At 31.4% G+C, this 21,741-nt stretch carries 21 protein-coding genes; 13 read left to right on the top strand and 8 right to left on the bottom strand.

Features of this window, described 5'->3' with window-relative positions; translation table 11 throughout:
- Positions 1-183: 183 nt before the first annotated feature.
- Genes tsaE through tsaD form a run of 4 tightly spaced genes read left to right on the top strand, consistent with a single transcriptional unit; the run spans position 184 to position 2,743 of the window.
- A complete protein-coding gene (gene tsaE / locus CD116_RS04415) occupies positions 184-645 on the top strand; it encodes a tRNA (adenosine(37)-N6)-threonylcarbamoyltransferase complex ATPase subunit type 1 TsaE (protein WP_047531747.1) in 462 nt (153 codons plus the stop codon).
- Positions 626-1,288, top strand: a complete 663-nt coding sequence (tsaB, locus tag CD116_RS04420; RefSeq protein WP_047531750.1) for a tRNA (adenosine(37)-N6)-threonylcarbamoyltransferase complex dimerization subunit type 1 TsaB — start codon at positions 626-628, stop codon at positions 1,286-1,288. Before tsaE ends, tsaB begins: the two co-directional genes overlap by 20 nt.
- Entirely contained in the window at positions 1,261-1,725 is a 465-nt protein-coding gene (rimI, locus tag CD116_RS04425) for a ribosomal protein S18-alanine N-acetyltransferase (RefSeq protein ID WP_047531753.1), read from the top strand. The genes tsaB and rimI overlap by 28 nt, the downstream gene beginning before the upstream one ends.
- Positions 1,718-2,743 carry a tRNA (adenosine(37)-N6)-threonylcarbamoyltransferase complex transferase subunit TsaD gene (gene tsaD, locus CD116_RS04430; protein ID WP_047531755.1) on the top strand — a complete coding sequence of 342 codons (1,026 nt, stop codon included), beginning with the start codon at positions 1,718-1,720 and terminating at the stop codon, positions 2,741-2,743. Before rimI ends, tsaD begins: the two co-directional genes overlap by 8 nt.
- 99 nt (positions 2,744-2,842) lie before the next feature.
- Here the strand turns inward: tsaD and CD116_RS04435 are convergent, their stop codons facing one another.
- Both CD116_RS04435 and abc-f read right to left on the bottom strand, forming a co-directional pair.
- The gene (locus CD116_RS04435; protein WP_047550561.1) at positions 2,843-4,453 is read right to left on the bottom strand and encodes a MutS-related protein; all 1,611 of its coding nucleotides are present in this window, start codon (positions 4,451-4,453) and stop codon (positions 2,843-2,845) included.
- A gap of 361 nt (positions 4,454-4,814) precedes the next feature.
- The gene (abc-f, locus tag CD116_RS04440; protein WP_047550555.1) at positions 4,815-6,743 is read right to left on the bottom strand and encodes a ribosomal protection-like ABC-F family protein; all 1,929 of its coding nucleotides are present in this window, start codon (positions 6,741-6,743) and stop codon (positions 4,815-4,817) included.
- A gap of 253 nt (positions 6,744-6,996) precedes the next feature.
- Here abc-f and CD116_RS04445 point away from each other — a divergent pair, with 253 nt between their 5' ends.
- The 7 genes from CD116_RS04445 to CD116_RS04475 all read left to right on the top strand — a co-directional run bounded on the left by CD116_RS04445 (position 6,997) and on the right by CD116_RS04475 (position 14,485).
- Positions 6,997-7,632 carry a redox-sensing transcriptional repressor Rex gene (locus CD116_RS04445; protein ID WP_047427289.1) on the top strand — a complete coding sequence of 212 codons (636 nt, stop codon included), beginning with the start codon at positions 6,997-6,999 and terminating at the stop codon, positions 7,630-7,632.
- A 296-nt stretch (positions 7,633-7,928) separates the two neighbouring features.
- Positions 7,929-9,008, top strand: a complete 1,080-nt coding sequence (locus CD116_RS04450; protein WP_047550552.1) for a YeeE/YedE family protein — start codon at positions 7,929-7,931, stop codon at positions 9,006-9,008.
- Between the two features lie 74 nt (positions 9,009-9,082).
- Positions 9,083-9,307, top strand: coding sequence for a sulfurtransferase TusA family protein (locus CD116_RS04455; RefSeq protein WP_047427298.1), 225 nt, complete (start codon positions 9,083-9,085; stop codon positions 9,305-9,307).
- A gap of 214 nt (positions 9,308-9,521) precedes the next feature.
- Positions 9,522-10,772, top strand: coding sequence for an ammonium transporter (locus tag CD116_RS04460; RefSeq protein WP_047531766.1), 1,251 nt, complete (start codon positions 9,522-9,524; stop codon positions 10,770-10,772).
- 171 nt (positions 10,773-10,943) lie between these two features.
- Complete coding sequence (locus tag CD116_RS04465) at positions 10,944-11,894, top strand: LacI family DNA-binding transcriptional regulator (RefSeq protein WP_047531768.1); 951 nt, start codon at positions 10,944-10,946, stop codon at positions 11,892-11,894.
- A 150-nt stretch (positions 11,895-12,044) separates the two neighbouring features.
- Entirely contained in the window at positions 12,045-13,529 is a 1,485-nt protein-coding gene (locus tag CD116_RS04470) for a sucrose-6-phosphate hydrolase (RefSeq protein ID WP_047550549.1), read from the top strand.
- Positions 13,526-14,485: a carbohydrate kinase family protein gene (locus CD116_RS04475; RefSeq protein ID WP_047531772.1), complete on the top strand. Its 960-nt coding sequence runs from the start codon at positions 13,526-13,528 to the stop codon at positions 14,483-14,485. Before CD116_RS04470 ends, CD116_RS04475 begins: the two co-directional genes overlap by 4 nt.
- 351 nt (positions 14,486-14,836) lie before the next feature.
- On the opposite strand, the gene agrA is transcribed toward CD116_RS04475, so the two are convergent.
- Genes agrA through CD116_RS04495 form a run of 4 tightly spaced genes read right to left on the bottom strand, consistent with a single transcriptional unit; the run spans position 14,837 to position 17,594 of the window.
- A complete protein-coding gene (gene agrA / locus CD116_RS04480) occupies positions 14,837-15,553 on the bottom strand; it encodes a quorum-sensing response regulator AgrA (protein ID WP_047450206.1) in 717 nt (238 codons plus the stop codon).
- A gap of 18 nt (positions 15,554-15,571) precedes the next feature.
- The gene (gene agrC, locus CD116_RS04485; protein ID WP_047427312.1) at positions 15,572-16,864 is read right to left on the bottom strand and encodes a quorum-sensing sensor histidine kinase AgrC; all 1,293 of its coding nucleotides are present in this window, start codon (positions 16,862-16,864) and stop codon (positions 15,572-15,574) included.
- 24 nt (positions 16,865-16,888) lie between these two features.
- On the bottom strand, positions 16,889-17,029 hold the full coding sequence (gene agrD / locus CD116_RS04490; protein ID WP_047427315.1) for a cyclic lactone autoinducer peptide AIP-IV precursor: 141 nt from the start codon (positions 17,027-17,029) through the stop codon (positions 16,889-16,891).
- 1 nt (position 17,030) lies between these two features.
- Positions 17,031-17,594, bottom strand: a complete 564-nt coding sequence (locus CD116_RS04495; protein ID WP_047550546.1) for an accessory gene regulator AgrB — start codon at positions 17,592-17,594, stop codon at positions 17,031-17,033.
- Positions 17,595-17,883: 289 nt separating this feature from the next.
- Between CD116_RS04495 and hld the strand changes: the two genes are divergently transcribed.
- The gene (gene hld / locus CD116_RS14110; RefSeq protein WP_000046022.1) at positions 17,884-17,964 is read left to right on the top strand and encodes a delta-hemolysin; all 81 of its coding nucleotides are present in this window, start codon (positions 17,884-17,886) and stop codon (positions 17,962-17,964) included.
- 831 nt (positions 17,965-18,795) lie between these two features.
- Here the strand turns inward: hld and CD116_RS04505 are convergent.
- Positions 18,796-19,581, bottom strand: a complete 786-nt coding sequence (locus CD116_RS04505; protein ID WP_047550543.1) for a carbon-nitrogen family hydrolase — start codon at positions 19,579-19,581, stop codon at positions 18,796-18,798.
- Between the two features lie 100 nt (positions 19,582-19,681).
- Complete coding sequence (locus CD116_RS04510) at positions 19,682-20,308, bottom strand: nitroreductase family protein (protein ID WP_047550540.1); 627 nt, start codon at positions 20,306-20,308, stop codon at positions 19,682-19,684.
- 195 nt (positions 20,309-20,503) lie between these two features.
- Here CD116_RS04510 and CD116_RS04515 point away from each other — a divergent pair, with 195 nt between their 5' ends.
- Positions 20,504-21,718: an SdrH family protein gene (locus tag CD116_RS04515; protein WP_047554390.1), complete on the top strand. Its 1,215-nt coding sequence runs from the start codon at positions 20,504-20,506 to the stop codon at positions 21,716-21,718.
- The last annotated feature ends 23 nt before the right edge of the window (positions 21,719-21,741 follow it).

The raw sequence follows: 21,741 nt of genomic DNA on the forward strand, positions 1-21,741 counted from the left end.
AAGTGAGGTCGGGACAAAAGCGTTTAGGATTTGAGCAGAACCGAACGATGAGCAAAATTGTTTTCCAAATTTTGTCGAACCGTGAGAGTTTCTGCCGAAAATCCTTCTTTTGGGACGCCGTTAATCGGTTTCCCAGAGCGCAAAAACTTTATGTCTCAACCTCATATTATAGGAGAATCAACATTGATAAAGATAAACAGTTTAGATGAAATGAATCAATTTGCTATGTTTTTAGTTGAACAATTGAAGTGTGGCGATTTGATTTTACTTAATGGAGATTTAGGTGCAGGCAAAACAACGTTAACGCAATTTATAGGTAAAGCATTAGGTGTCAAACGTACGATTAATTCACCAACATTTAATATTATTAAATCTTACAAAGGTACAAATTTAAAATTACACCATATGGATTGTTATCGCTTAGAAGATTCTGAAGAAGATTTAGGGTTTGATGAATTTTTTGAAGATAGGGCGATTACAGTTATTGAATGGAGTCAATTTATTAAAGACTTACTTCCTGCAAATCATTTAACGATAAATATTACAACTCTATCTGAAACAAGCAGAGAAATAGAACTTATAGCATTAGGTGAACATTATGAAATTATTAAGGAGGAAATCGAACATGAATTCGCTGCTCATTGATACATCCAATCAACCATTATCAGTGGCAATTATGGAAGATGATAAAGTTAGAGCTGAAATAACGACTGATTCAAAACAAAATCATTCAGTACAATTAATGCCAGCAATTAGCGAATTATTTAAGCAGTGTCAAATAACAAAACATCAATTAGATGCAATTATTGTTGCTGAAGGTCCAGGGTCATATACAGGATTACGAATAGGTGTAACAGTAGCAAAAACATTGGCTTATGCCTTAAATATAAAGTTATATGGTGTTTCCTCTTTAAAAGCGTTAGCAGCAACAATTAATAATACAGATAAATTGTTAGTTCCAATTTTTGATGCAAGACGAAAAGCTGTATATACAGGTGTTTATCAATGGCAACATAATGAATTGAAAACTATATTAGAAGATCAATATTTGACAATTGAAGATTTACTAACATTTTTACAAGATTTAAATCAACCTTATATATTTATAGGTAAAGATACAGTACAATTGCAAGATGATTTACAAGGAGATACTGTAGCACAATTACCAAATGCATCAGTAATGTATCACTTAATAGATGAGCCTTCTGATATTCATACATTCACACCTAAATACCATAAATTAGCTGAGGCGGAACGAAATTGGATCAACAGTCAAAAGAGCAATTAAATATTAGAGCAATGACAAATGAAGATGTGCCAAAAGTTTTTGATATAGAGCGTCATAGTTTTAATGATAGCTCATGGACTATTGATGCATTTTATCATGAAATTGAACAAAATAACTTTGCGAAGTATTTTGTTTTAGAATTTGAACAACAAATTATAGGTTATTTAGGTTTATGGATAGTGATTGATCAAGCACAAATTACAACAGTCGCTATAGATAATCAATATCGAGGCTATGGTTTAGGTCAAATGTTATTAAAATATGGTAAAAATTATGCGAGTCATACATGTGATGTAATGAGTCTAGAAGTAAGAGTAAATAATAAAGTAGCACAACACGTATATGAAAATTTAGGTTTTCAATATGGTGGGAAACGTAAAAATTATTATGGTGAAGGTGAAGATGCAATGGTAATGTGGGTGAATTTAAATGACTAATAATACTTTAATCCTTGCTGTGGAAACGAGTTGCGATGAAACAAGTGTTAGCGTTATAAAAAATGGTAGAGATGTGTTATCGAATACGGTTTTAAGTCAGATTGAAAGTCATAAACGATTTGGCGGTGTTGTTCCCGAAGTAGCAAGTAGACATCATGTTGAAGGTATTACAACAACAATTGATGAGGCTCTTGAAGAAGCAAAAGTATCTATGGAAGATATAGATGCAGTAGCGGTAACAGAAGGCCCAGGATTAATTGGAGCGTTGCTAATTGGAGTAAACGCAGCTAAAGCATTAGCGTTTGCATATGATAAACCATTAATACCGGTTCATCATATTGCAGGACATATTTATGCTAATCATATTGAAACACCATTGACATTTCCACTTATTGCACTCATTGTTTCAGGTGGTCATACAGAGTTAGTTTATATGAAAGATCATTTGACATTTGATGTGATAGGTGAGACTCGTGATGACGCGGTAGGTGAAGCTTATGATAAAGTGGCGCGAACAATTGGGTTAAGTTATCCAGGTGGTCCGCAAGTTGATCGTTTAGCTGCAACTGGTGAGGATACGTATTCTTTTCCTCGAGTATGGTTAGATAAAGATAGTTATGATTTTAGTTTTAGTGGCTTAAAAAGTGCTGTAATTAATCAGTTGCATAATCAACGACAAAAAAATATTCCAATTATTGCAGAAAATGTAGCAACTAGTTTTCAAAATAGCGTCGTAGATGTATTAACTTATAAAGCAATTCAAGCTTGTAAAGACTATGGAGTGCAACGATTAATAGTTGCTGGAGGTGTTGCAAGTAACAAAGGATTACGTCAATCATTAACAAATCAATGTAAAGATAATGATATTGAATTAACAATACCGAGTCCTAAATTATGTACAGACAATGCGGCCATGATAGGTGTTGCCGGTTACTATTTATATCAACATGGTAAATTTTCAGATTTAGCACTAAATGGGCATAGTAACATCGATTTAGAAGATTATTCTATTGAATAAATAAACGTCAGTTATTAACATGTTAACGGTGAACCAGTTTTAAATGGTGCATCATCATTGTCATGTGATAACTGACGTTTTTATGTTTAATTTTATATGCTAAATTTTCGGCACATTATCTTTTGCACGTTGATATATTTGTTCAGGAAAAGAAGTGATTCTTAGTAGCTCAATGGCATTGCGTGTATTGGCTTTTCCAGGTTTAATCTTATAGTCAAAATGAATTTTATTATTTTCTATAACTTCATTAAAATGATAATTCGAATATTGATGTTTTAATAATTCAGCTAACTCTATGTCATGTGTGGCAGCTATGATCTTAAAGTTAGGTTTTTGATTTAAAAATGATAAAACTGATTCAGAAGCAGCAATTCGTTCAGTTGTATTGGTGCCTTTGAAAATTTCATCAATAAAGCAATATATATTTTGATTTCCAGAAATATTGACGATTCGCTTAATTGACTTTAATTCTGCCATAAAGTAACTATCACCAGATAATACACTATCGGCATTTGCCATAGATGTGAACACGTTACCCGGTTGATATACAAACTTGCTTGCCGTAACTGTATGAGTTGTTTTTGCAAGTATAATATTTATCGCAATAGCTTTCATAAATGTAGATTTTCCAGATGCATTAGACCCGGTTAATAATATATTTTGTGATAATGAAAAATCATTTGCAATAGCATTTGAAATGAGTGGATGCGTTAATTCAGTGAATTCAATACTATTTTTAGTTTCATCAATTTGCGGTTCTGTATAAACATCTAAAGTTCTTCGATACATAGCTAACGAATAATGGTTATCTAACTCTGCGATATAATCAAAACAGTTTTTCAGCTCTTTCATATGTGTTGTATAGCTTTTTTGAATTGTATGGAATAAAAGATAATCAAGCATGAAAATGAGTTTAAATAGTTTAATCACCATGGCACCAATATCTTCTTCGTTTACTTCAGCTAAAACATTTGTAAGGTGGCGAGCCGTTTTAAAATGTTTAAAATTGACCTCTGGTTGTGGCGCATGTTTAATTTTTGAAATAGCATAGCCATGTTTTAAAACATTTGATGCATAAAAAATTGATTTTAAGTCATCCTCATATGTACGCTTTAAAATAGCAGATAAAATGATATTAAATAAACAGCTTAATAGAACTAACAAAACACCAACTTGTGCATTAATAAAAATAATTGCGAATGTAATGATAGGTAAAAACGGACAAAGCATTATGAGTGTTTGACGTTTTACGGGTGAAATTTGATCTGGAAAAGTTGGATAAACTGATTTACCTAACAAAGCTAAATGAAAAGTTACATGCTGTCTAAATTCTGTGTTGCCATTAAATAAATTGAGTAATGATTTATTAGTAATTGATAGCATACCACGTAAACAACTGTAAAGTTTCATTTCGCCAATAGCTGTTAAATTATAGTTCATCTGGTGAAATATCGCAGACATATTTAAATCTGACCAGGTTTTATCATCAATTAATGTGTGAGGTTTGTAGTTGTCCTTATAAAGTTGATATTCATAGTCGTAATGTGAATTTGGTCTTATAAAAGTTTCTATCGGAGAAATAGTTTGCCATAATGTTTCCATAGATTTAAACAATTTTTGACGAGTCAAATATCGTCCAATAATTCCTACAATTGAAGCGATTAATATTACTGCAACGACAAATATTAAAAACGTTTGATTTGTGCTCATATATAACTCCTTATATTATTTGAATTATTATAAATAACCAGTTTAATAATATTATTATTTCATAGTTGAGATTAATAAACAAAGATATTTTAAAAAACCAATGTCAATAGGGAACATGCGTACTTATCAACAAAGCGTGCATAACTTGTGGACAACTGATGTGGATAATGGATTTTTTTGTGGATATTAAGTGGGAAAAGGAAAAAATAATTGTGTGATAGTGTCAATTTACTTGTGGATAACTAGGGTAACTTTGTGGATAGCTATTATATCAACATTCTTAATGTGAATAAAAAAACTTGAAATTTGTTTTAAAATAACTCTAACTAATGACTTTTCACAGTTAGAGTTATGGATATTTTTATAATTTTTGTTGTAATTCTTCCCAATTTGTCATGGCTTGTTCTAATTTTTGTTCGCTTTCTTGTTTTTGAATGGCTAATTCGTTTGCTTTTTTAGGGTTACTGTAAATATCTGGTTGAGTTAATTGTTCATCGATCAAAGCTATAGCTGCTTCTAAAGATTCTATTTCGTTCTCACAATCATTAATTTGTCTTTCTAGTTTTCGCTGTTCACGCCTTTGTTCTTTTTGATTATGATACGAGGAATACTCAGACGACTTTTCAGGTGATTCGTTATTAACAGACATTTCATCTTGTTGTGCTTTTATTGCAGCAGCTTCTTCCACTTTTTCAATATAATATTGATAATCTCCAAGATACATTTTCCCACCATCTTGGGTTAAATCAAATACTTTATTGGCTAATTGATTTATAAAATAACGATCGTGAGAAACAAATAATATTGTTCCTTCAAAATGTTGAAGTGCTTGTTCTAACATTTCTTTTGAATCGATATCAAGATGATTGGTAGGCTCATCTAAAATAAGTACATTGTCACGTTGTAACATTAGAAGTGCTAACTGTAATCTTGCTTTTTCGCCACCTGATAAATCATTGATAATTTTTTTGACATCATCTTGTACGAATAAGAAACGTCCAAGTACGGCACGTACATCTTTTTCATTCATTAAAGGATATTGATCCCATACGTAATCTAAAATGGTTTTATTAGATTTAAATTCAGCTTGCTTTTGGTCATAATAACCAATTTGCAAATTTGCTCCAAAGGTAATATTGCCACCAAGTGCTTGTTGTTGATTAGCGATAGTTTTAATCAATGTTGATTTTCCAATACCATTAGGCCCGATAATAGCAATATGGTCACCTTTTGAAACTTCAATGTTAATAGGTTGGGTAATAGGTGTTTGGTAACCAATTTCTAAATGTTTAATGTACATGACATCATTGCCTGTATTACGGTCAAAGCTGAACTGTATATTAGCACTTTTAGCATCTAACATTGGTTTATCAATGCGTTCCATTTTTTCTAAAATTTTACGTCTACTTTTTGCCATGCCACTTGTAGAAGCACGTGTAATATTCTTCTCAACAAATGTCTCTAAACGTTTAATTTCTTCTTGTTGATTTTCATATTCTTGCATCCGCTTTTCATAATATAAATCGCGTTGCTTAATAAACTGATCATAGTTACCAATATAGCGTTTGACGTCACCGAGGGCTACATCATAAATTTGAGTTACAATTTTGTCTAAAAAGTAACGATCGTGACTGATAATTACGATTGCACCTTTAAAGTAGCGTAAATAATCCTCAAGCCACTTAGTTGTTTCTAAGTCTAAATGGTTAGTAGGCTCGTCTAAAAGTAATAAATCAGGTTCATTTAATAACATTTGAGCTAATGAAAGGCGTGTTTTTTGGCCACCACTAAAGTCGTTAATGGGCTTGTTAAAATCAGCTTCAGTGAAATTTAAGCCATGTAATACAGTTTTAATTTTACTCTCATATTGATAGCCATCTAACTGTTCATATTGATTTGATAAAGATTCATATCGTGACATATGAGCTTTATATGAATCACTAACATAATCATTTGCGTGTTTAGCTAACCAATCGGTTTCTTCTTTAATTAATTTTTCCATGCTTTTAATATGTTCAAATGGTTTGGACATTTCTTCAAAAACCGTTGCATTAGAGTTTAGTGTCATTTGTTGAGTTAAATAGCCAAGCTTTAGATTTTTGATTTTGGACAAATTTCCTGAATCGTAGTTTTCTACGCCAGCTATAATTTTCATTAATGTTGATTTACCGGCACCATTTCTTCCTACTATCCCAATTCTTTCACCTGTTTTTACTTCAAAATCAACATCAGTAAATATATCTTCACCATCGAACGATTTTGATATATGATTAAGTTGTAAAAGTATCATTCGATCTTCACCTTTCGTATTTCGTCAATTAGTTTTAGTTTACGATTTCAATCGTAATCATTACATTAATAACTATTTTACAGCATAAAACGCCGTCATGAAACTAAGATATTTATTTTTAAAATTCAATAATGTATAATATTTAGGTATTCATTGTAATCAATTATTTGTTTTTTAATAATCTAACAACTACGCTCTAACTCGTTTGAATACATAGATATTATTCATTCAAACACGAAGGAGGAAATAGCGAATGAGTGACCAAGTTAAAATTCCTCGAGCAACTTTAAAACGTTTACCGTTATATTATAGATTTGTGAGTTCATTAAAATCTAAAGGTATAGATCGTGTGAATTCAAAAGCGATTAGCGATGCGTTACAAATTGACTCGGCAACAATTCGTCGTGATTTTTCATATTTTGGCGAATTAGGTAAAAAAGGGTACGGATATAATATTGATAGTTTATTAGATTTCTTTAAATCTGAACTTAGCGAAAGTGATATGATAAAAATCGCAATTGTCGGAGTCGGGAACCTAGGAAAAGCATTACTCACATATAACTTTTCAATTCATGATGATATGACTATTACTGAAGCATTTGATATCAAAGAAGATATTATTGGCCAAAAAATTGGAAATGTAATTGTAAAAGATAATGATGAATTAATAGCGACATTAAAGAAAGAAGAAATAGATGTTGTAATCTTAACAACACCAGAGAGAGTGGCCCAAAAAGTAGCAGATGAACTCGTTCAAGCTGGTGTAAAAGGTATATTAAACTTTACGCCTGGCAGAATAAATACGCCTTCAGATGTACAAGTACATCAAATTGACTTAGGTATAGAATTACAGTCATTACTATTCTTTATGAAAAATTACAGTGAATAAATGTGATGTAGCTTTAAAGATTAACCTTGTTATATCTTAAATTATTTTTGAAGTCTGGGACGATGTCTCAGGCTTTTTCTAATTGAAATTGAAATATAAGTGGTAAATTGTTATATTGTTAAGTTTAAATACAAGTTAGTAATCATATGTTTATATTAAACAATCAATACAAGAACTATTGGTTACAGTTAGATAACATTATATTGTATAGCAAAAATGTTGTGTATAAGGTTGAAAATGAAGAAGTCATCGCCTATAATACATACTAAACTTATCGGAAATGAGGGGTTAGGACGATGTGGATGATTTTTAGTGGCTTAACAGTTGGGGGACTTTTAGGCTTTGTCATGCAAAGAACAAGATTTTGTTTAACAGGTGGCTTTCGAGATATGTATGTGCAAAAGAATAATAAGATGTTCTATGCATTATTAATCGCTATTACAATTCAAAGTATCGGACTATTAATTTTGACGGCAACTAGCGTTTTACAAATTCCTACACACAGTTTTCCAATTTTAGGAACAATTATTGGCTCATTTATATTTGGAATTGGAATTGTACTTGCAGGTGGATGTGCAACTGGTACTTGGTATCGTGCCGGCGAAGGTTTGATAGGAAGTTGGATTGCCTTAATTTTATATGCTATTACTGCTGCAATAACTAAGACAGGAATTTTAAAACCAGTAATGCATCAACTTAATCAATCAACGAATGTGAACAGTGATATATCTCAAACGACTGGTATACCTTTTTGGGTGTTAGTAGTATTATTATCTATCATTACTATTGTACTTGTAGTTAAGACACTAAATAATAATAAATCAAAAGTAGCAATTCCTAAATTGAAGCAACAATATACAGGTATCAGACATTATCTGTTCGAAAAGAGATATCATCCATTTATAGCTGCAATTGCAATAGGGCTTATTGCTTTATTAGCATGGCCTATGAGTACATCGACTGGTAGGAATGCAGGGCTTGGAATTACAACACCATCAGCAAATTTAGTACACTTTTTAATTACTGGCGAAACAAAATTTGTTGACTGGGGTGTTCTATTAGTTTTAGGGATATTTATAGGTTCTTATATTGCAGCTAGAGGATCAAAAGAATTTAAATGGCGTTTACCTGATAAGATTACGATTCGCAACAGCGCTCTAGGTGGTATATGTATGGGATTCGGCGCTTCAGTAGCAGGCGGATGTTCAATAGGTAATGGTCTTGTCGAAACGGCTATGATGACTTGGCAAGGTTGGATTGCGTTAGCAGCGATGATTGCTGGCGTTTGGACAATCAGTCATTTTATGTTTGTTCGTCCAATGAAGAAGGTGCAACAACAAGTTGATAAGGTGCAACAACATACACATGTAGTATAAATTTGAGGAATTTCAAGAACATTAAAATAGAAAAATTACATTTAATAATTTAATTAAAAAGAGGAGTAATAATTATGATACATGAATTAGGTACAGTTGGTATGGTGTGTCCATTTCCATTGATTGAAGCGCAAAAGAAAATGGCAACATTATCATCTGGAGAAGAATTGAAAATTGATTTTGACTGCACACAAGCGACTGAAGCTATCCCGAATTGGGCAGCAGAAAATGGATATCCGGTAACTAATTTCGAACAAGTTGACAATGCTTCTTGGACGATTACAGTTCAAAAAGTATAACGATATCTATTGTTTGCTAAAAATTTACATTAAGAAGGCTATTTTCTCTGTAATAAATGTGAGAAAGTGGCCTTTTTATTATGGAAATACTAGGGGAAACGCAAGTCTGAATTGAAAGTTGTGTCATATTTTATTTCAATATATGTAATATAATATTACGCATTTTTGCATTTTGAAAATTATCAGATTATTATGAAAAAAAGGAGTGGTAAGTATGAATCTTAACGACACAATATTTATGTTTTTATGTACATTATTAGTTTGGCTAATGACGCCAGGATTAAGTTTATTTTATGGCGGATTAGTTCAATCTAAAAATGCACTCAATACTGTTATGCAAAGTATGGCAGCAATTGTACTAGTAACATTTGTTTGGATAACAGTTGGTTTTACTATTAGTTTTGGAGATGGCAGCTTATGGTTTGGAAATTGGCAATTTACATTTCTTAATCATGTAGGTTTTGCTACACAAGAAGATATAAGTCCACATATACCACTGGCATTATTTATGTTATTTCAAATGATGTTTTGTACGATTGCAATCTCGATTTTATCAGGTTCAATCGCTGAAAAAATGAAATTTATACCATATTTATTATTTATAGTTATTTGGACAGCACTTGTTTATAGTCCGGTAGCACACTGGGTATGGGGAGGCGGTTGGATTAATAAACTTGGCGTATTAGATTTCGCTGGTGGTACAGTCGTACATATTACATCAGGTGTTTCAGGTTTGGTACTAGCAATTATGATTGGAAAAGGTAACAAACAATCTGAATCTACGCCACATAATTTAATTATTACCTTAATTGGTGGTATTTTTGTGTGGATTGGATGGTATGGATTTAATGTAGGTAGTGCATTTACATTTGATCAAATTGCAATGCTAGCATTTACAAATACAGTTATTGCTGCAAGTGCAGGAGCTATAGGTTGGTTAATTTTAGAATATATTTTCAAAAAGACTACAAGTTTACTTGGCCTATTACTAGGTGCACTGGCTGGTCTTGTTGTAATTACACCTGCAGCTGGATATGTAACATATCTTAGTGCAACAATTATGGCATTAATTGGTGGAATTTGTTGTTATATCGTAATTAATTATATAAAAGTGAAACTAAAATATCATGATGCGTTAGATGCATTTGGTATTCATGGTGTAGGTGGTATTATTGGTGCTGTATTAACTGCATTTTTCCAAAGTAAAAAAGCAAATCCGGATATTGATAATGGATTTATTTATACAGGTGATGTTCATATTATGTTAGTGCAAATACTTTGTGTTACAGCTGTAGTAATTTTTAGCGTAATGATGACGTTTATTATTGCGAAAGTAATTAAATTGATTACGCCATTGTCTGTGACAGAGCAAGAAACAAATATAGGATTAGACAAAATTGTGCATGGTGAGCATGCTTATTTTGAAGGCGAGCTAAATAGATTTAATAAACATATTCGATATTAAATTAACAATACATAAAAAATAAAATGTCCTGACATCTGTTTGTAAAAACGATGTTGGGACATTTTTTATTTTGTTAAATATTTTTTAGAAAGAAGATGAAATATTATTTGAAGCGGTTACATGTATGATAAAATAAAGCTAAGCGTCATAAATAATGATAGGTGAATAATTATGAAAAATATATCCGATATTGCCAAATTAGCAGGTGTTTCAAAAAGTACAGTATCTAGATTTTTAAATAATGGATCTGTCAGTAAAAAAACAAGTGAAAAATTAACAAAAATTATTGCTGAGCATGACTATCAACCGAATCAATTTGCTCAAAGTTTAAGAGCTCGACAAACACATCTTATTGGCGCAATAATACCAAGAATGAATTCATATGCTGTAGATGAGACAATTAAAGGATTAGCAAAGCAATGTGAAAAATATGAATCTCAGTTAATCTTAAATTATACTGGACTAAACATTGAAGCCGAAATCCAAGCACTTGAAACGTTAGCACGTAGTAAAGTGGATGGCATTGTTTTAATGGCTACAGATATTACTAAAAAACATATTGAAGTTATAAATAAAATGAATGTTCCAACGGTTATTGTTGGACAACAGCATGAACAACTTCATAGTATTGTGCATGATGACTACAAAGCAGGCCAAATCATTGGTGAATGGATTGGGCAACAAGATTATCGACAAGTTGAAGTGTTTAGTGTAAGTGAAAAAGATATTGCAGTCGGTATACATAGAAAACGTGGTTTACTTGACCAACTAGCTAAATATCAAATTATACCTAATGTACATGAATCAAATTTCGCGTATAAGGATGCACAAGAAGATGTTGCTCAAGTATTAAAGAATGTTAATCAAGTAGATGCCATTGTTGGTGCGACGGATACGATTGCATTAGCAGCTTATAAATATTATTCTGGAAAAAAAGATAATATGAAACCAAAACAAATTTATGGTTTTGGTGGTGATCCTATGACTCAGTTAGTATCCCCGACGATTAAAACAATTCATTATAACTACTATGAAGCGGGCCAATGTGCAATGGAAGAAATTCAACAAATGCTAAAAAAGCAAGATATGCCATATAGCGTCACCATAGATGTTAGCATTTAGACGCTGTATTTTTTAAAATAAGGGTGGAACCGATACCACAATGGAACGAAAATATTATAGCGCAATAATTAAAGAACATAGGTAAAATTTGCTATAATAGATTATAAATTGTTACCAGCATAAATGTTAAAGGAGGACTGTACAAGTATTATGACCGAATGGACTAGAGAAGAACGTTATCAGCGTATTGAAGACGTTGATATGGAGTATTTTAAAAATTTAAAACAACAAGTTAATCAATCTAAATTTCGTCAACAATTTCATATCCAACCTGAGACTGGATTATTGAACGATCCGAATGGGCTTATTTTTTATAATGGAAAATATTATGTGTCCCATCAGTGGTTTCCTTTAGGTGCAGTTCATGGGTTGAAATATTGGTTTAATTATACAAGCGATGATTTAGTAACCTTTAAAGCAGAAGGGCCTATATTAAATCCAGATTCAAAATATGATAGTCATGGTGTCTATAGTGGTAGTGCTTTCGAATATAATGGACATTTATATTATATGTATACTGGGAATCATCGAGATAACCATTGGCAGAGACATTCGAGTCAAATGATGGCACGTATGAAAGATGATGGAACAGTAGAAAAATTTCCAAAGCCTGTAATTAATCAGCAACCTGAAGGATATACAAGTCATTTTAGAGATCCGAAAGTATTTAAAAAAGATGATAAGTATTTTGCAGTCATTGGTGCACAAAATACTGAACATCAAGGGCGATTATTATTGTATAGCACTGAAGATATCGTTAATTGGCATTATTTAGGTGAAATTAAAACTGAATTAGATGATTTTGGATATATGTGGGAGTGTCCAGATTACTTTAATATCGATGGTCAAGATGTCATACTTATTTGTCCTCAAGGTGTCGATTCGCAAGCTGATCAATTTAAAAATATTTATCAAAGTGGTTATATGCTAGGTCAATTAGATATTGAAAAATTAGCTTTTGAGCATGAAGATTTTGTTGAACTTGATAATGGTTTTGACTTTTATGCACCTCAAACATTTTTAGATGAAAAGGGACAACGTGTGTTAATCGGATGGATGGGATTGCCAGAAATCGAATATCCTACAGATTATGAAGGTTGGGCGCATTGTTTAACTATTCCTCGAGTATTAACTGTGGAAAATGGACGACTCATGCAACGTCCGTATCCAGCGTTAGAAAAGTTACGTCATAATAAAGAGACGGCATTAGGATACGCAAATAAATTTACACGAAAGCTACATCCATATGAAGGTAAGCAATATGAACTGATTATTGATATTTTAGATAATGATGCAACGGAAGTATATTTCGAACTTCGTACATCAAAAACATCTACAACTTTAATCTCGTATAATAAACGTAAAAATAAAATTACATTGGACCGAAGTGATAGTGGCCTATTACCAGCAAATGTAGAAGGTATGACACGTAGCACGACATTAGATACACCATTGAAAAAATTACAAATATATGTTGATACATCTAGTATCGAAATTTTCTGTAATGATGGAGAGCGTGTATTAACATCACGAATTTTTCCAACTGACGATGCGGTTGGTATTAAAACATCAACAGAATCAGGCCAAGTTTATTTACAATTTACTAAATATGATTTGAAGGATGATCAAGAATGAGACGTTTATTTGCAATTGGAGAAGCGTTAATTGATTTTATTCCAAATGTGACAAATACCAATTTGAAAGATGTTGAAACATTTACGAGGCAAATTGGAGGAGCACCATGTAATGTAGCATGTGCTGTTCAAAAGTTAGGGCAGCAAGCGTATATGATTACACAATTAGGTAACGATGCTTTTGGAGATAGTATTGTTGAAACAATTTCTAATTTAGGCGTGGATGTGAAGCATGTCTATCGTACGAACGAAGCTAATACGGCTTTAGCTTTTGTTAGTCTAACTGAAACAGGTGAACGAGATTTTTCGTTTTATCGAAAACCATCTGCGGATATGTTATTTGATCCTAGTTATGTGGACAATATTGAAGTGTGTGAAAATGATATAGTACATTTTTGTTCTGTGGATTTAGTTGAAAGTCCGATGAAAAATGCTCACCACAAATTAATTACTAAAGTGTTAGATGCAAACGGTACGGTTGTTTTTGATCCTAATGTAAGGCTACCTTTATGGGATAACTCAGAAGATTTGAGGCATGCGATTCATTCGTTTTTACCATTGGCACATATAGTAAAAGTTTCTGATGAAGAATTAGAATTTATAACAGGTATTCATGATGAAAACGAAGCTATTCAATCTTTATTTTTAGGCAACGTCAAGGTGGTTATTTATACAAAAGGTTCAGATGGTGCTGCCGTCTATTTGAAAAATGGTAATACACTTAATCACGCTGGTTATAAAGTAAATGCTGTAGATACAACAGGAGCTGGTGATGCCTTTATTGGTGCGGTGATTAGTCGAATTTTAGAGTCTCCAACTTTAGATTTAATCCATCTTTTTGAAAATGAAGGTGAAGCTATTTTAGCATTTAGCAACCGTGTTGCTGCAATGGTGACAACAAAATATGGTGCTATTAACAGCTTACCAAGCATACAAGAAGTTGAAGATTCATTATAATTTTAATATTTTAAGCAGTGTTAGAAACTAGGGGAATAGATAGTTTCACACTGTTTTTTTATGCTTAATTTTAAAAATAAGGAATATAATATTGAATTAAAGTAGAAGTTGATATCGAATTTAGAATGTTTTGTTAAAACGCAAGGTAAAGCATTGTGCAGATATTAAGAAATTGATAAATTATGTGTAATAAGAAAGTGTTTATAATTTGAAGTGGTGAAATGAATGGTAAAAATGATGAGTGAAAATAGATATAAAAAAGCCAGCTATACAAAGCGTTGAAAAGTTACACTGTTAATATTAAACAGGGTACACAAAAGGATTACGCCGTTAACTGACTTAGTTATCATATTATATTTTTTTAACGTTTCTTACCGATGCATAACAATGTTCTTTATTTTTAAAATAGACAATTCGTTCTTTCGAATCAATGGATTCGATATTATGACGATTGACAACAAAACTATTATGACATCTGAAAAAACGATCATCTAATTGACTCAATTCTTTTAAATTACCATAAAATTCAATTTGACGATTATCTAAATGGGCGATGAGTCTATGCGATTTGGTTGATGATTCGAAAAACATAATATCATCGTATTGAACATACACTGAATTACTGCCACGTTTTAACTCAATCGTTTCAACGCTATTATCTTTTGATAATAATTGTAAGCGTGTATGTGCAGTTTCTAGACAATCTATAATTCGAGTTCTCAATTCAGCAGGATCATCTTTAAAAATAAAATCCATTGCTGCAACTTTGTAGACAAATGTTAAATAAGTAAGTTCACTATGACTAGTAACAAATATAATATTACCAACAGGGTCATGCTTACGTATTTCACTACCTAACTTAATACCATTAATGTCTGTTGAAAGTTGAATATCTAAAAAGTAACAACCTATGTCATTCATATTTTTAGATTGCTCAAGCACCTCATAAGGATCATCAGTTGCGAGGGCAATTTCCATAGGCTTTTCTTCTATCATTATATAATTTTTAATAATGGTAACCATGTTTTCTCTTTGTTTTGGATCGTCTTCGCAAATGAAAATTTTCATTCTTTCACATCCTTATGGCTAGTTGTTAATAATTTCAACTTTTTGAATAAAGAAACCATTTTCGATAATCGTATCTAACAAGACATTATCCGCATTATCAGCAATTTCTTTTAAAGTTGATAGACCTAAACCACGACCTTCACCTTTAGTAGAAAAACTTTCTTGGAACAATTCATGAATGCGTGGTATATCATCAGCACATTTATTCATAACAATAAACGTTACCGAATTTTCGCTTTCAAAAAATGCGACTCTAATAATAGGGTCATCAATTTCAGTTGATGCCTCAATAGCATTATCAAGAATTATGCCAATACTGCGACTTAAATCGATCATATTCAAATTAATGCGCGTTACTTCATCAGGAATTTCAATACTAATAGGAATATTCATTTCTTGTGCACGTAAAATTTTGGCAGTGATTAAGCCTTTAATTTCACGTACTTTAAGATTCTCAATACCATTTAACTTAATAGCGTTCATTTGTAAATTATCTTTCATCGGTACAATATTTTTATTGAAATAGTCACGCAAACCAGGCATGTCATCTTCGCGAATATATTCAGAAAGCGTTGTTAGTATATTGACATAATCATGACGGAACTTGCGCATTTCATTATTAATTGCTTCAATCTTTAATGTGTATTCGTAATAGGTCTCAATTTCTTCTTGGTTTCGTTTGTATTTCATCTCTTTAAGGAGAAATTGTGAAATAACAAATGTTAATATACTTAAAAATATAGTGATTCCAATAAAAATAAAAGAATACTGCCTTATTACTTTAGCTTCATCCGAGTTTATTTGTGAATAAAAGAAAAACAATGAAAAAGTAAGCAGTAGAATGGTTGAAATAACTATTAAAAAACCTTTGTTTAGTATTAGATATGATGAGCTAATTTTTTTGAGAACTCTATTTATTATATAAGAAAATAGCAAGCTGATTGTAACATAAACTACGAAGAAGATGGGAAATATTACTAATATACTGTCAACGATTTTGACAATATATGTGAATATAACTATATACATGTAATTTGCACAGTATAAAATAATCTGCGAGGTCATTATCAGCAAAATAGAATACCATTTGATTTTGCTGAAATATAATATAATTATGAATATAGTTAGTATTATTAAGGTTACGCTATCGATAAAATTAAATAGAATTAACGATAATGCCGTAATACCTGTGATATACAAATAGTCAGATTTACTGTATTTGATACCACTAATAATTGATGGTACTGTAAACATTAGTATTATTTGAGTTAATACGAATAAAACAAAATTATAACTATTTAATGATTCCACTTACTATCACACTTTCTGTTTATATTATTCGTGTAATTGAGTTAATTCTTTAGGTATTTCAACTTCGTCCATTATGAAATAACATGTACTATAAGAAGCAACGTTACCAATGTTTTTTAAAATGCCAGTTATAAAATCAAAAAAGATGTTTAATAATGTATTCATTTTAAGTCCTCCTAACAAAGAAAATAGGTAATAATGTAATAGCTTCTATTATGATGCCTAATTGAATGAATTGAGCAAATGGTTCTTTTATGATAAGTGTGATAATGAAAAAGATTAGACTAACAATAATTGCATAATTTCTTTTCCGCTTAATAAGTCGCACAGGAATAGGCTTCTTTTTAGTTGCTGCAGGAGCATATCTAATTATCAAACCTATTGCTATAACTGTCATAATAGTCATAATTAATGAATTGATTTGAAAATTTGCTAGTACTAAAGGTAAAAGTACAAATAATATAATGCTCTCTACATAACACCAAAAAGAAGAAGGCGCATGTGCACCATGTGCATGACGTCTTATTAAATAAAATGTTAAATTCGTAATTAATGTAAATAGAAAAATGTTTAAAATATAAGCAAGAGTATACATAACAATCAATTTACCTATATTTACAGCTAAGACCTGCATCCCTAATCTTACTTGCAAAAATTGAATATGATCTAAGTTATTTCTCTTTTGAAGATACGTGGCAAACTGGTCAATTTTATTATCAAAATAATTCAATTTTACACCACTCTCCTCACTCGTATTATACGATTTAGTACAATCTTTTATCATTATATTGCCTAACTGTCGAAAATAAATACTTAACTGTTAAATGTAATTTGTATTTAATATTTTAACATAAAAAAATTTACAGTTAAGAATAAAAAATGACTAGTTAAGAAAAAATGAAAAACAAATGCTTTTTGCATGTTTTAATATAAATAGATCACAGAGATGTGATGGAAAATAGTTGATGAGTTGTTTAATTTTAAGAATTTTTATCTTAATTAAGGAAGGAGTGATTTCAATGGCACAAGATATCATTTCAACAATCGGTGACTTAGTAAAATGGATTATCGACACTGTGAACAAATTCACTAAAAAATAAGACGAATAATTAATTACTTTCATTGTAAATTTGTTATCTTCGTATAGTACTAAAAGTATGAGTTATTAAGCCATCCCAACTTAATAACCATGTAAATTTAGCAAGTGAGTAACATTTGCTAATAGAGTTAGTTTCCTTGGACTCAGTGCTATGTATTTTTCTTAATTATCATTACAGATAATTATTTCTAGCATGTAAGCTATCGTAAACAACATCGATTTATCATTATTTGATAAATATAATTTTTTTCATAATTAATAACATCCCCAAAAATAGATTGAAAAAATAACTGTAAAACATTCCCTTAATAATAAGTATATGGTCGTGAGCCCCTCCCAAGCTCGCGGCCTTTTTATTTTGACAAAATAGAAGCATGTCATCAATTCAACAATTATTAGCTCTATGTCAAATTAGGCTGATAAGTTCAATTTGACATAGAGCCATAATACAATTATGAAACTATTCGCTATAGAAGGTCAAAAAATGGCTGTGGAACAGAAATGGTAAAGAACCATTAATGATTTAATATTTAGTGGTTCTTACACATTATCCACAGCTCATGTATACTTAAAAATAGGGATACATGAGTAAAACGCATGCATAAGAAATACTAATTTCTAAAGAAAAAGTATTTCTTTATCGTAGTCTAGAGAATTTATTTTTGAAATTCTCTATGTTGGGTCCTGCCGACAAGGTTGACTAGAATTGAAAGAAACTTGCAAAAAGTGTGTTTTCATTCAGTCAATTACTGCGAATATAAAACTGTAGAGCTTAAGAATTTTTTCTGCTCAGCCTAAGTATTTTTAGAATTTAATTTTAAATCAATGCATCTCACTTGTATAAATTTAATTTAATACTTTCAAACACTGGAATGTTTTCTCGTTGTTGATCTACTTCGTTTAAATTTAAATCTACAGTTAAAACATCTGAATCAGTTGTTAATTCCGCAATTATATCTCCGTTTGGATTAATAACCATTGAATGACCAGCATACTCGGTATTGCCATCAAATCCTGTGCTATTAGTTCCAACGACAAACATATTATTTTCGATGGCACGTGCCTTTAATAAGGATTGCCAATGTTTAAGTCTAGAAAATGGCCATTGAGCAACATAAAATGCAATTTTTGCACCACAACGAGCTGGATATCTTAATAATTCTGGAAAGCGCAAGTCATAACATATAAGCTGAGTCACTAAAGTACCATTAGATAAATGGAATAATTCTGCAGCGTTTTCACCAGCTGTTAAAAATTCATGTTCTCTTAACATAGGTACCAAATGAATTTTGTCATATTCATTAATTAGCTGGCCATTGCGATTTACACTAAAAGCGGTATTATATATTTTATTATTTTTAATATTAGAAACAGAACCTGCTATGATATCAACACCATATTTTTCAGCTAATTGTTTAATAAACGAAAAACTTCTATCTAAATTTTTATCTGCTTTGTCATTTAAGTGTTCTAAATCATAACCATTGTTCCACATTTCAGGTAAGACAACGACCTCTATGTCATTATTTACATGTTCCTCAAACCATTGAGTTATTTGTATCTCATTTTTATGACTATCTCCTAAAATGATTGGTGCTTGATAAATTTGAACTTTCATAACGTCACATCCTTGATAAATCCTACTTATAACTTACTAAAAGATTCATTGAAACGCAAAAAAAGCTGACAAAAAATTAATTTGTCAGCAGATATACATATTATTTCTTAATTATGAAACGATCTTCGATAGAATGAAATGATTTCTCGCCGGCATCTTCGCGAACATCACCGAATGGCATTTGTGCATAGAGCTTCCAGTTTTTAGGAATATCAAATTCATTTGCTGCCATTTCATCAACTAGTGGATTATAGTGTTGTAAAGAAGCGCCAATACCTTTAGTTGCTAACGCAGTCCAAATAGCGTATTGGTGCATTGCATTGGTTTGTGTAGACCAAATAGCAAAGTTATCATAGTAATTTGGCATTTGCTCTTGTAAGCCACTCACAACATCTTGATCTTCATAAAATAAAATAGTGCCATATGAATGTTTAAAATTATTTATTTTTTGTTCAGTAGGGTTGAAATCTCGATCTTCACCCATAACTTCTTTTAAAATAGCTTTTGTGTTATCCCAAAATTTATTATTGTTGTCATTTAAAAGTAATACGATTCTTGTTGATTGAGAATTAAATGATGAAGGAACATGCTTAACTGCATGTGCAATAATTGCTTCTAATTCGTCATCACTAATTGAAATAGATTCTTTTAAATTATATATTGAACGTCTTTCTTCCATTGCATCATTAAAAGTCATTGCTGTTTTATCTTTTTTAAATAAACCCATGATAATTGCTCCTTTTGTGTAAAGAATATTTAACAAAATAAGTATAAAATTTATACCTAAACTTGTAAAGTAATATTTACGAAAGTTTCAAGAATATTAATATTCATTTTCAAATTTCAAATATAAATGCATTTTCAACGCATATTTATTATACTTAGATTAATACTTACATGAAAAAGGGAGGTGTCTCGTGAAATGACATGTCATTGGGTTAAGAAAATGTTACTTTCAACAAGTATATTTGTTTTAAGTAGCTCAGGAGTCGGTATTGTGACGCATACAGTTGAAGCGAAAACTAACTTAAATGAAGAAACGTCTACTGCGAATTTGAGTAATGATTCAACATCAACATCTGCATCCAATGAACTAAATGAAAGTAATAATGGGACTGGGGCACCTCATCAACCAAGTCCTTCTGATAATGGAGGAACAGGCTCGAATAATCGAGATGCCAATTCTGATTCAAACCAAGTGAATCCAGATAACTCGAAACCAAACTCGGATTCGAAACCAGACCCAGATAACTCGAAACCAAACCCGGACCCAAAACCAGACCCAGATAAACCGAAGCCAAATCCGGACCCAAAACCAGACCCGGATAAACCGAAACCAAACCCAGATCAAAAACCAGACCCGGATAAACCGAAACCAAACCCAGATCAAAAACCAGACCCAGATAAACCAAAGCCAAAGCCAGATCCGAAACCAGACCCGGACCCTAACAAGCCAAATCCTAATCCCAATCAACCTGGAGATTCTAATCATTCTGATGGCTCGAAAAATGGAGGAACATGGAATCCGAATGCTTCAAATGGATCAAATCAAGGTCAATGGCAACCAAATGGAAATCAAGGAGACTCACAAAATCCTAATAATAATGATTTTGTATCACAACGATTTTTAGCATTGGCGAATGGGGCTTATAAATATAATCCGTATATTTTAAATCAAATTAATAAGTTGGGTAAAGATTATGGGGAAGTAACTGATGAAGACATTTATAATATTATTCGTAAACAAAACTTTAGTGGAAATGCATATTTAAATGGATTACAACAGCAATCTAATTACTTTAGATTTCAATATTTCAATCCGTTGAAATCAGAAAGATACTATCGTAATTTGGATGAACAAGTATTGGCTTTAATTACTGGTGAAATTGGGTCAATGCCAGATTTGAAGAAACCAGAAGAGAAGACAGACACGAAACATCGTGCATTTAAGCCACATGAAAAAGATGATTTTACAGTTGTAAAAAAACAAGAAGAAAGTAAGAAAAGTGCTACTACAGTGTATAGTAAAAGTTGGATAGCAATTGTATGTTCTATGATTGTGGTATTTTCAATCATGCTATTCTTATTCGTAAAGCGAAATAAAAAGCAAAACAAAAACGAATCACAACGACTTTAATCCGTCAGTGATTCGTTTTGTTA

Source organism: Staphylococcus schweitzeri, from assembly GCF_002902405.1.
In the GTDB taxonomy this organism is placed as follows: Bacteria; Bacillota; Bacilli; order Staphylococcales; family Staphylococcaceae; genus Staphylococcus; species Staphylococcus schweitzeri.